The organism is Actinoplanes palleronii (assembly GCF_016862315.1).
GTDB lineage: Bacteria > Actinomycetota > Actinomycetes > Mycobacteriales > Micromonosporaceae > Actinoplanes > Actinoplanes palleronii.
In genome coordinates this window covers 16,779-30,496 of sequence record NZ_BOMS01000033.1, presented here as the reverse complement: position 1 = coordinate 30,496, position 13,718 = coordinate 16,779, and the positions used below count along the sequence as shown (strand labels likewise).

The following is a 13,718-nucleotide window of genomic DNA, read 5'->3' as shown; positions in this document are numbered from 1 at the left end:
CCGGGGCTCAGGTCAGTGGTGACCGCCGCCCTGCCCCGGCCCACCGTGGTTCGAGCCACCCTGGTCACCGCCGCCGGGCTGGCCGCCGCCGGGGTGGGCGCCGCCCTGGTTGTGGTTGCCGTGGTTGCCCTGGCCGGTGGGCCCGCCGGGGTGGCCGGTCCCGGGAGCGCCCGGACCGCCGTGACCCCCCGGCGAGGTGGAGCGCAGCACCGGCAGTGAGAGCACCGTGGTGCGCGTCTGAGTGCGAGCGCGCCGCCCGCAGTCGTCGTACGAGATGGTCGCCCAGAGTTTGGTCACTCCGACCAGGTCGCGGTCCGGGGTGACCCGGATCCGGGTGACGTCGCCGCGCCGCGTGGAGAGCGCGGCACCGCGCAGGAACATCGCTGAGCGGCGGTTGCCCGCGTAGTCCACCCGGACCCGCTCGCCCCGGACCTGCACCTGCGCGTCGCAGATGTTCCGGTCGGTCCGCCACGCGATGTCGACCCAGCTGGCCGCGCCGGCCTGCACCGGCTTGAGCCACATGCTGGTCGGCTGGGGGCCCCGAGGCGCCGCGGGTGCCGCAGTCGCCGGCGTCGCCGCGACCGTGGTGGCCATCCCGGCCGCTGCGGTGGCAAGCGCGAAAATTGTTCCGATTCGCCGACTCATGTGCATTACGAATCCTCCGATGCCCTCTGTTCAACCGGTCGGCGGTGGGCCGCCCGGCGAAAAGGACAATATGGGAAATAGCCTACCGAACACCCCTTAATTTCCGGCGTTTCCGGACACCAGCCTTAGTGTGGACAAATCGCCACCATTCGGTCATCCGAAAAGCCGATGCCGGGCCGCGCGAGATTTCCGTTACGCGTGACTGAAACGAGCCCGGCGGGGTAAAGCCACGCCCATGACGGAGAACGCGGAAGACCTCGGCGAACCGGTCGCCTACCTGGTCCTTCGGGAGGGCGTCCCGGTCTGCACACCCAGCGGCGACCCGGTCGGCACTGTCACACGCGTGCTCGCCGACGAACGCGAGGACATCTTCCACGGACTGCTGATCAGCACACCGGACGGGCCACGGTTCGCCGCCGGCGACCAGGTGGCCGGCCTCTACGAGCACGGCGCGATCGTCACCGAGCCGGCCGAACGCCTGGCCCGGCCGAGCGCCGACCTGCCCGCCGCGCACCAGGACAGCGGCCTCAGAAAAGCCTGGAACTGGCTGGTCCAGCCGAAGTAGCCCAGCGCAGGGTTTCTCCGGCTGGTGGTGACGGCTGCCTCAAGACCCACGAGGCAGCCGTCACCACCAGCCGGAGGAGCGGGAGCGGTCAGCGGCCCCAGCGGAGCAGGCACGCGCCCAGGGACATGCCGCCGCCGAACCCGGCCAGCAGCACCAGGTCGCCCGGCCGGAACGCGCCGGACCGGTTCGCGTCGTCCAGGGTGACCGGCAACGACGCGCTGCCCACGTTGCCGTACCGCTGCAGGGTCAGGTGGGTCCGCGCGCTCTCCAGGCCGGCCGCCGTGACCAGCTCCTGCAGCATGATCCCGTTGGCCTGGTGCGGCACGAAGTGGTCCACGTCGCCGGCCTTGCGCCCGGAGCGGGCCAGCAGCGCGGTCAGCGCCGGCGGCACCGCGGTGGCCACGAAGTCCCGCACGCCGCGGCCGTTCATCCGGAAGTAGTGCTCGCCGGCCGCGACGGTCTCCGGTGAGGCCGGCAGGCGGCTGCCGCCGGCCTTGACGTAGATCAGGCCGTTCGCCGCACCGTTCGAGGTCAGGTCCAGGTCGATGATCCCGAACCCGTCCGGTACGGCGCCGACCACCGCCGCGCCCGCACCGTCGCCGAAGAGCACTGCGGTGCGCCGGTCGCCGAAGTCCAGGATCCGCGAGTAGACGTCCACCGCGATCACCAGGACCAGCGCGCCCGGGTTCGTGGCCACCAGGCCGTTCGCCACACCGAGGGCGAAGACCCAGCCGGCGCAGACCGCGTTCACGTCGAAGCAGGCGGCCCGGTCCGCGCCGATCAGGTTCTGCACCAGGTTGGAGGTGGGTGGCTGGGGCGAGTCGCCGGTGGAGGTGGCGACCACCACGTAGTCGATCTCGGCGGCCGCGACCCCGGCGTGCTCCAGGGCGGCCCGGGCGGCGTGCGCGGCGAGGTCGGAGGCCGCCTCGTCGGGGGCGGCGAACCGGCGGGCCTCGATCAGGGTCTTCCGCGCGACCCAGTCCGGGTCGGCGTCCGGCACCCGCGCCGCCAGGTCCACGTTGGTCACCACCTGAGCCGGGAGATACGAACCGGTCCCGAGAATCCCGACCGCCATGACTGCCTCCACTTGACGGAAATAGACGGATATTTTGCCCAGCACTAGAAGAGCCCCCGGCCGGTGTGGACCGGGGGCTTCGTCAATCGGGGTGGCGCTACTTCTGCGATCGGTCCCGGTACGTCCAGGCCCCGTTGCCGAGCGTGCCCCGGCCGGTCGCGCTCGCACTGGCCTGCTGCTGCTCCGCCTGCTTGGCCAGCCGGGCGTCGATCCGCGCGTTGAGGTAGTCGGCCGCCGCGCGGTCCTCCTCGTTGGGCGCGGCCATCAGCGCGTACACCATGCCGATGATCCCGAAGATCACCGCGAGGCCGATCGGGACCAGCAGCGAGCCGGCCGTGGCGCCCTCGATGGTGCCGAAGCTGGGCTCCTCCACCACCGACATGGCGGACATGCCGGTGAAGTGCATGCCGTTGACCGCGATGCCCATCACCAGCGCGGAGACGAACAGGATCGCCGGCTTGCTGACCACCAGGGTGAGCCAGAGGGCGACGGTGGCGGCGACCACGGCGATCACGACCGAGAGGCCGACCCGCGCGCCGGCGTAGTGGATCTCGCCGTTCAGCCGCATCGCGGCCATGCCGGTGTAGTGCATGGCGGCCACGCCCAGGCCGGCCAGGACGCCGCCGGTCAGGATCCGGACCTGCCGGGCCGCGGTGCCGAGCAGCGCGATGGCCAGCCCGGCGCCGACCGCCACCAGGGCGATCACGATGCTGGCCGCGGTGAGGCCGACGTCGTAGCGGATCGGGGTGCCCTGCACCTCGAAGCCGAGCATCGCCACGAAGTGCATGCTCCAGATACCTGTCGCGCCGATCGCCACGGTGGCCAGGACCAGCCACCAGCCGCGCTCGGCACCGCTGCGGGCCGACCGCAACCGGACCGCGCTGGTCAGACCAAGCAATGAGCCGAGCACCGACAGCAGGTAACTGACTGCCGGGGTAACCCATCCGTGATCGAAGTGATGGATCTCCGCCATGGTGCCGCGCTCCCTCTCTGGTGAAGAGCCTTGCCGCGCTGCATACTGCCCCACACTCGTTGCAGCCGTCACCGATTGTGATCCATGTTTCGTTACGTGCGCACGAGCAGATGATCTCGATTTGGGGTCATGGCCGATGAAGCATCATCCGAATCACCGATACCACGACCCGTTTTGCCTAATCAAGGGCCTTGATGTCAGATCCGTCATGATCCGACTACAAATCGGACGATCTTATAGCTGCAAGATTAATAGTAACGTTCAGTAACTAAAACGACATTCACCGGCCCCCATGGGACCGGTGAATGTGACGAGCGCAGCGTGATGGCGTTATGACGCAGCGGACGCGTGCCCCGCCGGGGAGAGCAGATCCAGCGCCGAGATCCGTTGCGAGTGCAGGATCTGCACCGTGCTCTCGGTGCAGGCGCCCGGCGTCTCGGACATCACGCAGAGGGTGCCGACGATGTGGCCCTCCGGCGAGTGCAGCGGGACGCTCGCGTACGACCGCACCCCGCTCACCGCGAACAGCGGCGTGTCCGCGTACTCGTCGCCGGCCCGGCTGTCGCCGATCAGCACCGGTACGTCCTCGGCCACCACGATGGTGTCCGGCGACCACTCGGCCAGCACCCCGCCCGCCTCCCGCACCCACGTCGGCAACCCGTACGACCCGGCCACCACCACGGTGTCGTTGAGGACCAGGGTGATCGCCGCAGTCGGCACCCCGGCGAGCTCGGCCAGCCGCTCGGCGAACGCGTCAAGCCCGGCGGCGAAGTCCGGCCGGGCGAGGAAGCCGGAGACGGCGAGCAGCCGGGGCACGTCGGTCATCTGGTTGGCGATCTCCGGGGCCACCCGGTCCACCGCCCGCGCCGCGAGCAGGTCGTCGGCCGCTTCCAGCAGGTGCTTGGCGCGGACCGGCTTGGTGATGGTGATGTCGCAGAGCCCGCGCGCGGCGGCCGGGGTGGCCGCGGACAGCATGATCACCGGGATCGCCGCGGTGGCCTTCTCCGAGCGCAGCCGGTAGGCCACCTCGATGCCGCTCATCCCGGGCATGTGGTGGTCGAGGATGACCAGGTCGGGTGCGACCCGCACGATCATGTCCAGCGCCGCCGGGCCGTCCGGGACGGCCTGCACGGCATGTCCGGCGCCGGCCAGCACCGCCGACAGCACGTCGGCGATGTCCTTGTCGTCCTCCGCGATCACGATGGACGCCATGACCTGCCCCCCTCGGTCGGTCGCACGATGGCACCGACTGTAGACCCGCGGAAGCCCCGATATCCGCAGAATCGGGACATGGTCAGGAGGGCTGGGCCGCCCAGGCCAGCTCGGCGCTCCGGATCCGCTCCACCAGGGCAGCGATCCAGGCCAGCTCGGCCGAGACCAGGCCACTCCAGTACCCGTGCTCGAGGGTGTGCAGCTCGGCCATCGCCCCGGACCCGGACGGCAGCCCGGCCTGCTCCGCGGCCAGCCGCTCGGCCCGGGCGGTCAGCAGGGCGACCGCCTGATCGGCAGGGAGGCTGCCCAGGTAGGCCACCGCGAGCGCGAAGTCGATCGAGGCGACCGGGCTGTCCCGCAGCCCGGACTCGAGCTTGGCCCGGAAGCCGGAGATCCCGCGGGCGGTCAGCTCGTACTCGGTGCGGGGCGGCCGGTTGCCGACCTGGCCCGGCTCGCGGGCCGACACCAGCCCGTTGCGGTGCAACGACTTGAGCAGCGTGGTCACCGTGCTGCGGGTCGCGGTGAGGTGTGCGTACCGCTCCTGGAGGCGGGTCGCCAGATCGTAGGCATGCGCCGGCCGCTCCCCGAGGAACCCGAGGATCGGCAGCACCAGACTGTTCCGTGAGGCATCCAGCGGCATGGACCAACGTTATGGGCGTATACACCTAGAGACAACCCAATATTGACCCTGATCTCCGATTAGGCCGGTGTTGGCACCTGCCGTCCCACAATGTGGCCTCACCGGCCTGATGGATCACGCCGATCGCGGGCCCGCCGGTGGTCGTAGGCTGGCTCGGTGGAACCTCTGACGAACTGGGCCGGCAACATCACCTTCGGCGCGCGGCGGGTGCTCCATCCGCGCTCGGTCGACGAGGTCCGCGAGATGGTCGCGGCCGCCTCGAAGCTCCGCGTGCTGGGCAGCGGGCACTCGTTCAACCGTCTCGCCGACACCGACGGCGACCTGCTGTCGCTGGCCGGCCTGCCGCGGATCGTCGAGATCGGACCGGACCGGACCACGGTCCGGGTGGACGGCGGCATCCGGTACGGCGAACTCGCCACCCGCCTGCACGCCGAGGGCCTCGCCCTGCACAACATGGCGTCGCTGCCGCACATCTCGGTGGCCGGCGCGGTCGCCACCGCGACACACGGCTCCGGGGTCCGGCACGGCAACCTGGCCACCGCGGTGGCCGGCCTGGAGATCGTCCGCGCCGACGGCGAGCTGATCACGCTGGCCCGGGGCGATGCGGACTTCCCCGGCGCGGTGGCCGCCCTCGGCGCCCTCGGCCCGGTCGTCGCGCTGACCCTCGACGTGCAGCCCTCCTTCGAGCTCCGGCAGTACGTCTACGAGAACCTGCCGGTCGCCGCGGTCCGCTCGCAGCTGGAGCAGATCCTCGCCGGCGGGTACAGCGTCAGCCTGTTCACCACCTGGGCCGGCACCGACATCGACCAGGTCTTCCTCAAGCGGCTCGAGCCGATGACCGGCGACGACTACTTCGGCGCCACCCTGGCCGACGGCCCGCGGCACCCGGTGCCCGGCATGCCCGCCGAGAGCTGCACCGAGCAGGGCGGCGTGCCCGGCCCGTGGCACGAGCGACTGCCGCACTTCCGGATGGAGTTCACCCCGAGCAGCGGCGAGGAGCTGCAGTCCGAGTGGCACCTGCCCCGGTCGGTGGCCGGTGCCGCGATCGAGGCGGTGGCCGAGCTCCGCGAGCGGGTCGCGGCGGTCCTGCAGGTCTGCGAGATCCGTACGATCGCCGCCGACGACCTGTGGCTCTCCCCCAACCACCAGCGGGACAGCCTGGCCCTGCACTTCACCTGGATCGCCGACACCGACGCGGTGCTGCCGGTCGTCGCCGACCTGGAGAAGGTGCTCGGGCCGCTCGGCGCACGCCCGCACCTCGGCAAGGTCTTCACCACCGCGGCACTCGCCGAGTACCCCCGCTTCGCCGACTTCACCGCACTGGCGGGGCGCTTCGACCCGGCCGGCAAGTTCCGCAACGAGCTCCTCGAGCGACTGCTCGGATGAGCACGGTCCTGGCGACGTTCCGGGCGGAGGCGGACGCTCTCGGGCACGTCGCCTCCCGGTGGGCGCCGGACGACTGGGGCCGGCCGACCCGGTGCGCACCGTGGTCCGTACGCGAATTGTTCGCCCACGTCCACGTCGCCCTCGCCTGGCTGCCCGGCATGCTGACCGCGCCGGCGCCGGAGGCGGCGCAGGTCTCCGCCGCCGGTTACTACCGCCCGGACCACCGCTTCTCCCCGGAGGCCGACGCGGCCCGCATCCGGTTCGCCCAGGACCGGGCGCCGGGCCTGGACGTGCGCGAGTTCCGGGCGTTCACCGCCGACCTGGCCGACCGCTGCGCCGCGGAGCCGCCGGGCCGGGTGGTGCGCACCCGGCACGGCGACGCCATGCTGCTCGACGACTTCCTGACCACCCGGGTGGTCGAGCTGGCGGTGCACGGTCTCGACCTGGCCGACGCGCTGGGCCGCCCGGCCTGGCTCACCCCGCCGGCTGCCGACCTGGTGCTCGGCCTGCTCTTCGGCCGCCCGGCGAGCGAACTGCCCGGCCCACCCGACCGCCTGCTCCGCCAGGCCACCAACCGCGAACCCCCCAGCCCCGCCCTCACCCGCCTGAACCTGACTCCCCTCACCCTCAACTGACCCCGAATCCCGGCTGGGTCCCAGGGGTGCCTCCGGCACCCCGAGACACCCCCGACAACCAGCCGGGGCCGTGACCGGCCGGGGTCAGCAGCCGCAGGTGACGCCGGCGGGGGCGGTCAGCTCGTCGGCGGGGCGGGAGTGGTCGCCCGCCGCCGACCGGACCGGGAAGCCCTCGCGGACCCAGTACTCGTAGCCGCCGATCATCTCCTTGACCGGGTAGCCGAGCCGGGCGAACTCCAGCGCGGCCCGGGTCGCCCCGTTGCACCCCGGCCCCCAGCAGTAGGTGATCACCGAGGTGCCGGCCGGGATCAGCTCGGCGGCCCGGGCCGCGATCTCCCGGGTCGGCAGGTGCACGGCGCCCGGCAGGCGTCCCTGGTCCCAGGACTCGGTGCTGCGCGAGTCGACCACCACCACGCCGGGCGTGCCGGCCTCCAGGTCGTGGTGCACGTCGCTGACGTCGGTCTCGTAGCGGAGCCGGTTGCTGAAGTGCTCGATAGCGCTGGTCATGGCACTGATCGTGCCGCCGCACGACCGATCGGCCCAGTGGCGCGAATGCCATCCACCGCTAAGATTTCGCCATGTCACGACGGACGGTCACCGTGCTGGCCTACCCCGGCATGTCGGTCTTCGAGCTGGGCATCGTCACCGAGGTGTTCGGCCTGCCGCGCCCGGAGTTCGACCGCCCCTGGTACGACCTGACCATCTGCGCCGAGACCCCCGGCCCGGTCCGGGTGGTCGGCGGCGCGGCGCTGCATACCGAGCACGGCCTCGACACGTTCGCCGCCGCGCAGACCCTGATCGTCCCGGGCGTGCCCGACGTCCGGGCCGACCCGTCGCCGGCCCTGGTCACGGCCCTGCGCGCGGCGCACGCCCGGGGCGCCCGCATCATGTCGATCTGCTCGGGAGCGTTCGCGCTGGCCGGAGCGGGTCTGCTCGACGGCCGCCGGGCCACCACGCACTGGCGGTACGCGGAGATCCTGCGCGCCCGCCACCCGCAGGTCGAGGTCGACGCGGACGTGCTCTACCTGGACGACGGCGACGTGCTGACCAGCGCGGGCAGCGCCGCGGGCCTGGACCTCTGCGTGCACGTGGTCCGCCGTGACCACGGCCCGGCGATCGCCAACGCGGTCGCCCGGCGCCTGGTCGTGCCGCCGCACCGGGACGGCGGGCAGGCGCAGTTCATCGAGGCGCCGGTGACCGACGACCCGGCCGACGACCGGCTGGCCCGGAGCATGGAGTGGGCGCTCGACCACCTGGCCGAGCCGATCACCGTCGAGGTGCTGGCCCGGCGCGCGCACATGTCGGCGCGGACGTACCTGCGGCACTTCGCCCGGGCCACCGGCGGCTCTCCGATCCGCTGGCTGATCGACCAGCGGGTGCACGCCAGCCTGGCGCTGCTGGAGACGACCGGGTCACCGATCGAGGAGGTGGCGGCCGCGGTCGGTTTCGACACCGCGGTCACCTTCCGGCACCACTTCACCCGCACCATGCGGACGTCACCGTCCGCCTATCGCCGGGCGTTCCGCGACAAGAACGATCCGGCGGCCGGCGCCGAAAAAGGTGACACGAACGCTCAGGCGGTCGGCGCCTGGTAGGTCAGGCTCGCGAACAGGCCGTCCGGGCTGCTCCAGCCGTTGTAGAGATACCGTCCGGAGCCGTTCTTCTCGGTCGGTTCGGTGCCGTAGGCGTCGAACACGCCGGTCCCGGTGGGCTTCGTCGTCAGGGCGTCCCGGCAGCTGGTGGCCGCCTCGGCCCGGGCCTCGCCGACGATCCGGTTGCCGACCCAGTCACCCAGCGCGGTGCAGGCCTCCGCGGTCCCCGGGGACACCGACCAGACCACGGTGAACGTGGTGTCGCCGACGAGCACCGGCACGCCGTCACGGTCCTCCCAGGTGCCCGCGTCGACCACGTCGGAGTTGTCGGTGGACTGCAGAAGCGGTTCGCGGACCGCGGTCCAACCGGCCGGGCCCCCGGTCGCCAGGACGCCACTCAGCGCGGTGTCCCGCATCGTGGTGGCCGACGGCGGGTTGAGCCGGCCCCAGAGGACGAGCACCAGCACCACGGCCACCAGGACGCCGAGCGCGATGAAGGTCGCCTTTCGGCGGCGGCGAGGGGCCGGGGCCGGCGCGTCGACGGGCTGTTCGGTGCCGAGGTCACTCACCGCACCAGTGTCACCCGGCCGGGCAACCGGCGTCGGAGCGGGACTCGAGTTCGACGGCCATCGTTCCGCCGGGCGGCACCGTGACCGATTCCGATAGCGGCCGCCGGGTGATCGCGTTCGTGGCCGGTGCGGGCAGCGGCACCGTTCCCGGGGCCTCGCCGTGGTTGAACAGGAACACCAGGTCACCGCGGCGGACCGCTTCGACGTGCGGTGGCAGGCCGGGCAGCACCGGTGGCACGCCGGCCTCGGTGGCCACCCGGTCCAGCAGCCGGCGCAGCGCGTCGTCGTCCAGGCCGGGCGAGACGTACCAGGCGGTGCCGGCGCCGTGCCGGTGACGGGTGATCGCGGGGGCGCCGGCCAGCACGTCGCCGGCGTACCGGACCAGGGTCTCGGCGCCGGCCGTCTCGACCCGTTCACTCCAGCGCACGCCCTGGTCGCCGTTGTCGAGGGCGATCGTCGTACCGATCGGAAGCGGTCGCCACTCGACCACCCGGACCCCGAGGAAATCCCGGAAGGCGCCGGGATATCCGCCGAGGCGGATCCGGCCGGCCGGGTCCGCGATCCCGCTGAGATGCCCGGCCACCAGATGTCCGCCGCTCGCGACGAAGTCGCGCAGCGCCGCCGCGACCTCATCCGACACCAGGTAGAGATGCGGCAGGACAATTATTTTGTACGCACTGAGCCCCGCCGCGAACCCATCCCGCCCCGGGAAGACAAAGTCGGTGGCCACCCCGGAGGTCCACAGTGCCCGGTGTGCCTGCTGCACCGCGCCCAAGTAATCAATGTCGGCCGCCGGCAGCCCGCCCCCTTGCAGCGCCCACCACGACGGCGCGTCCCAGGCGATCGCCACCTGCGCCTGCGCCGGCGCGGTCACCTGCCCGTCCAGCGCCTTGAGGGTCCGCCCCAGCCCGACCGCCTCCCGGAACACCGGACTGTCCGGACCGGCGTGCGGCACCAGTGCCGAGTGGAACAGTTCGGCGCCGCCGTGCGGTTGCCGCCACTGGAAGTACATCGCCCCGCGCGAGCCCCGGGCCAGGTAGTTCAGGCTGTGCCGGGTGAGCCGGCCGGGCTCCTTGGCGTGCATCCGGCCGGGCGTGTAGATCAGGTTCGGCCCGGTCTCCATCAGCAGCCACTCGCCGCCGCCCGCCCAGCCCCGGGCCAGATCACCGCCGAACGCCGTCTCGGCCTCGGCGTTCCGGTCCGCGGCGGCCGGGTAGTGATCGACCGCAACGAGATCCATTTCGGACGCCCAGCGCGCGTGGTCGACGCTGACCCAGCCGCCCTGCACGAAGTTCGTGGTGACCGGGATGTCCGGGTTGGCCGCGCGGAGCAGGTCCCGCTGCTCGACGTACGCGCCCAGCAGCTCGTCGGAGAGGAACCGGCGGAAGTCCAGCACCTGCGCCGGGTTCGGCAGGTACTGGGTGGCCCGGGGCGGCGTGATCTGCGCCCAGTCGGAGTAGCGCTGGCTCCAGAACGCGGTGGTCCACACGTCGTTCAGGGTGTCCAGGTCACCGTGCCGCTTCTGCAGCCAGCCGCGGAACGCCGTGGCGGTCAGGTCGCAGCGGCAGTCCGTGCCGTACTCGTTGTGCACGTGCCAGAGCGCCAGCGCCGGGTGCCGGGCGTAGCGCGCGGCCAGCTCGCCGGCGATGCCCCGGGCGGCGGCGCGGTAGGCCGGAGCGGACACGCAGTAGGTGTCCCGGCTCCCGTGGGTGAGGCGTACCCCGTCCGCGGTGACCGGCAGTCCCTCCGGGTGGGCCAGGGTGAACCAGGGCGGCGGCGAGGCGGTCGGGGTGGCCAGCGCGACCTTGATCCCACCGGCGTGCAGCTGATCCATGATCCGGTCGAGCCAGCCGAAGTCGAAGCGGCCCTCCTCCGGCTCCAGATGCGACCAGGCGAAGACGCCGAGCGAGACGATCGTGACGCCGGCTTGCCGCATCAGCGCGACGTCCTCGGCCCAGACCTCTTCCGGCCACTGCTCGGGGTTGTAGTCGCCGCCGAAGAACAGCATCGCACCACCTTGACTTTAGTTTTGACTCTAAACAAAGTAGGTGGCGTGAGCATCAACGTCAATCCGGCCTTCCACTCCCCGATCACCACGGACGACTGGGAGCACGCGCTGATCAGCGGGAACGGGCGGCAGGGCGCGCTCTGCTACGGCTCCCCCGCCGCGCTGCGCTTCACCCTCGCCCACGAGGCGGTGTTCCAGCCGGTCACCGAGCCGCTGCCGGCGCCGGACACCGCCTCGGCGCTGCCGCGCCTGCGGAAAATGCTGTCCGAGGACCGGTTCGCCGAGGCCGCCACCGAGGTCGGCGACCTCGCGATCAAAGACCATCCGGGGTACGCATCGACGCGCTGGATCGACCCCCTGATCGGTACGGCCACCCTGACGTTCACCCCGGACCGGCCGGGGCCGGGCTGGTCGCGGGGCACCGACTTCCGCACCGGTGTCGTGGTGTCGGCGTGGGACGGGGTGACCTGCGAGGCGTTCGTGTCCCGCCCGGCCGACGCCCTGATCATCCGGGTCACCGGGTGCGGCGGGACGGTGTCGCTCGCCCCGATCGACGGCACCCCGGAACGCCCGATCGACGTGCGCGTCGACGACCTCACGCTGACCGCCCGCTTCACCGGCGTGGACTGGCCGGAGGCGCTGCCCGGGTACACCGTGACGGCGCGCTCATGGCGTACCGGAGATGGGGTCTTGATCGTCGCCCGGACCACCCCCGGCCTGGAACCGGACGCCCTCCCTGATCTGCCTTCTTTTGATCAGCTGCTCGCCGCGCACGCGGCGGAGCACGGCGACCTGTTCGACCGGGTCCACCTCGAGCTGCCCGACCCGCGCACCCAGCAGCTCTTCGACGCCGGCCGCTACGCGATCATCAGCAGCACCGGCACCCGCCCGCCGACCCTGCAGGGCGTCTGGAGCGGCACCTGGTCGCCGCCGTGGCGCAGCGCCTGGACGATCGACGGCAACCTGCAGGCCGCACTGCTCGCCGTGCACACCACCGGCACCCCGGAGCTGATGCCACCGCTCTTCGACCTGCTCGACGAGCTCCGCGACGACCTGCGCGAGAACGCCCGCCGCCTCTACGGCCTGCCCGGCCTCTACGCCCCGGCGCACCTCGGCACGCACGGCCGGCAGAACCACTTCGGACCGATCTGGTGCCTGACCTTCTGGACCGCCGGCGCGGCCTGGCTCGGCCGGCTCTACCTGGAGCACTGGCAGCACACCGGCGACGTGGCCTTCCTGACCGATCGTGCCCTGCCCTACCTGCGCGAGGTCGCCGCGTTCCACCTGGCGTTCGCCGAGATCGTCGACGGCCGCGCCCGGTTCAGCCCGTCCTACTCACCGGAGAACCACCCGCGCAACACCGGCTCGCAGGCCACCGTGGACGCGACCCTGGACGTGCAGGCAGTCGGCGACGTGCTGCGCGCGCTGCTCCACCTCGACCCGGCGGCAGCCGACGCGCCGCGCTGGCGCACCCTGCTGGACGCGCTGCCGCCCTACCGGATCACCGCCGGCGGCGAGCTGGCCGAGTGGCTCGACGCGCGCTTCGACGACAACCACGCACACCGGCACTGCAGCCACCTCTACCCGTTCTATTACGCCGGCGACCCGGTCATCGAGGAAGATCCGGCGCTGCGCGCCGCGGCGGTCAAGGCGGTCCGCTCCCGGTTGCGGTGGTGGCTGAGCGAGGCCTCCGACGAGATGGGGTACGGCCTGGCCCTGCTCGGCGTCGCCGCCGCCCGCCTGGGCCTGGCCGCCGAGGCGCACGCCGCGCTGACCCGCATCTCGTCGGCCTACTGGCGCCCGAACCTGGTGCCCACCCACAACCGCGACCACATGTTCAACGTGGACCTGGCCGGCGGCCTGCCCGCCCTGGTCGCGGCCATGCTGCTGGCCAGCCGCGACGTGCTCCCGGACGGCGTGGCCCGGCTGCGCCTGCTGCCCGCGCTACCCGCCGAGTGGCCCACCGGGAGCGTCACCGGCTTGCTCGCCCGAGGCCCGGTCCGCGTCGACCTGTCCTGGGCGCCCGGCTCCTTGAAGGCCACACTGACCTCCGCCGCCCCCCGCACCGCGGTGATCACCTGGCCAGGCGGCACCCGCACCGTCACCCTCCCCGCCGCCACCCCCCTCCACCTGCACCTACCCCGCTGACCCACCCCACCCCCGCACCGCCCCCGCCGCCGCACCGCACCGCCGCCGCACCGCTTCCGGCCGGTCAGCGCGCGATGTCCGCGGGCGGGGCGATGGCAGCGCGCGTCCCGGCCCCGGCTGGTGTCCAGGGGTGCCTCAACCGCGTCGAGGGACCTCTGGACACCAGCTGACCGGGCCGGGCTGGCTGTCAGGGGTGCCTCGATGGCCTTGAGGCACCCCTGACAGCCAGCCGAGGTCGGGACGCGCCCCGGCGATCGTGGCGGGGCGGGC

13 protein-coding genes are annotated in these 13,718 nt (G+C 72.5%); 5 read left to right on the top strand and 8 right to left on the bottom strand.

What is annotated here, in order from left to right:
• Positions 1 to 12: 12 nt before the first annotated feature.
• A complete protein-coding gene (locus Apa02nite_RS12350; RefSeq protein ID WP_203825171.1) occupies positions 13 to 645 on the bottom strand; it encodes a hypothetical protein in 633 nt (210 codons plus the stop codon).
• Positions 646 to 880: 235 nt separating this feature from the next.
• Between Apa02nite_RS12350 and Apa02nite_RS12345 the strand changes: the two genes are divergently transcribed.
• The gene (locus Apa02nite_RS12345; protein ID WP_203825170.1) at positions 881 to 1,210 is read left to right on the top strand and encodes a hypothetical protein; all 330 of its coding nucleotides are present in this window, start codon (positions 881 to 883) and stop codon (positions 1,208 to 1,210) included.
• Between the two features lie 88 nt (positions 1,211 to 1,298).
• Here the strand turns inward: Apa02nite_RS12345 and Apa02nite_RS12340 are convergent, their stop codons facing one another.
• From Apa02nite_RS12340 to Apa02nite_RS12325, 4 genes are all read right to left on the bottom strand, one after another.
• Positions 1,299 to 2,285 carry a 3-oxoacyl-ACP synthase III family protein gene (locus Apa02nite_RS12340; RefSeq protein ID WP_203825169.1) on the bottom strand — a complete coding sequence of 329 codons (987 nt, stop codon included), beginning with the start codon at positions 2,283 to 2,285 and terminating at the stop codon, positions 1,299 to 1,301.
• Between the two features lie 97 nt (positions 2,286 to 2,382).
• Positions 2,383 to 3,258: an MHYT domain-containing protein gene (locus Apa02nite_RS12335; protein WP_203825168.1), complete on the bottom strand. Its 876-nt coding sequence runs from the start codon at positions 3,256 to 3,258 to the stop codon at positions 2,383 to 2,385.
• Between the two features lie 330 nt (positions 3,259 to 3,588).
• A complete protein-coding gene (locus Apa02nite_RS12330; RefSeq protein ID WP_203825167.1) occupies positions 3,589 to 4,470 on the bottom strand; it encodes a response regulator in 882 nt (293 codons plus the stop codon).
• A gap of 82 nt (positions 4,471 to 4,552) precedes the next feature.
• Positions 4,553 to 5,110: a PadR family transcriptional regulator gene (locus Apa02nite_RS12325; RefSeq protein WP_203825166.1), complete on the bottom strand. Its 558-nt coding sequence runs from the start codon at positions 5,108 to 5,110 to the stop codon at positions 4,553 to 4,555.
• A gap of 156 nt (positions 5,111 to 5,266) precedes the next feature.
• Here Apa02nite_RS12325 and Apa02nite_RS12320 point away from each other — a divergent pair, with 156 nt between their 5' ends.
• Together Apa02nite_RS12320 and Apa02nite_RS12315 are read left to right on the top strand one after the other, a co-directional pair.
• Positions 5,267 to 6,496 (top strand): FAD-binding protein, encoded by a 1,230-nt coding sequence (locus Apa02nite_RS12320; protein ID WP_203825165.1) that lies wholly within the window; start codon positions 5,267 to 5,269, stop codon positions 6,494 to 6,496.
• Positions 6,493 to 7,131 (top strand): maleylpyruvate isomerase family mycothiol-dependent enzyme, encoded by a 639-nt coding sequence (locus Apa02nite_RS12315; RefSeq protein WP_203825164.1) that lies wholly within the window; start codon positions 6,493 to 6,495, stop codon positions 7,129 to 7,131. Before Apa02nite_RS12320 ends, Apa02nite_RS12315 begins: the two co-directional genes overlap by 4 nt.
• An 84-nt stretch (positions 7,132 to 7,215) precedes the next feature.
• Here the strand turns inward: Apa02nite_RS12315 and Apa02nite_RS12310 are convergent, their stop codons facing one another.
• On the bottom strand, positions 7,216 to 7,638 hold the full coding sequence (locus tag Apa02nite_RS12310) for a rhodanese-like domain-containing protein (protein WP_067695920.1): 423 nt from the start codon (positions 7,636 to 7,638) through the stop codon (positions 7,216 to 7,218).
• A 71-nt stretch (positions 7,639 to 7,709) separates the two neighbouring features.
• Between Apa02nite_RS12310 and ftrA the strand changes: the two genes are divergently transcribed.
• A complete protein-coding gene (gene ftrA / locus Apa02nite_RS12305; RefSeq protein ID WP_203825163.1) occupies positions 7,710 to 8,726 on the top strand; it encodes a transcriptional regulator FtrA in 1,017 nt (338 codons plus the stop codon).
• On the opposite strand, the gene Apa02nite_RS12300 is transcribed toward ftrA, so the two are convergent.
• Positions 8,705 to 9,292 carry a hypothetical protein gene (locus Apa02nite_RS12300; protein WP_203825162.1) on the bottom strand — a complete coding sequence of 196 codons (588 nt, stop codon included), beginning with the start codon at positions 9,290 to 9,292 and terminating at the stop codon, positions 8,705 to 8,707. The genes ftrA and Apa02nite_RS12300 overlap by 22 nt on opposite strands.
• Positions 9,293 to 9,302: 10 nt before the next feature.
• On the bottom strand, positions 9,303 to 11,300 hold the full coding sequence (locus Apa02nite_RS12295) for a beta-galactosidase (protein ID WP_203825161.1): 1,998 nt from the start codon (positions 11,298 to 11,300) through the stop codon (positions 9,303 to 9,305).
• A 45-nt stretch (positions 11,301 to 11,345) separates the two neighbouring features.
• On the opposite strand from Apa02nite_RS12295, the gene Apa02nite_RS12290 reads away from it, so the two are divergent.
• The gene (locus Apa02nite_RS12290; RefSeq protein WP_203825160.1) at positions 11,346 to 13,448 is read left to right on the top strand and encodes a glycosyl hydrolase family 95 catalytic domain-containing protein; all 2,103 of its coding nucleotides are present in this window, start codon (positions 11,346 to 11,348) and stop codon (positions 13,446 to 13,448) included.
• The last annotated feature ends 270 nt before the right edge of the window (positions 13,449 to 13,718 follow it).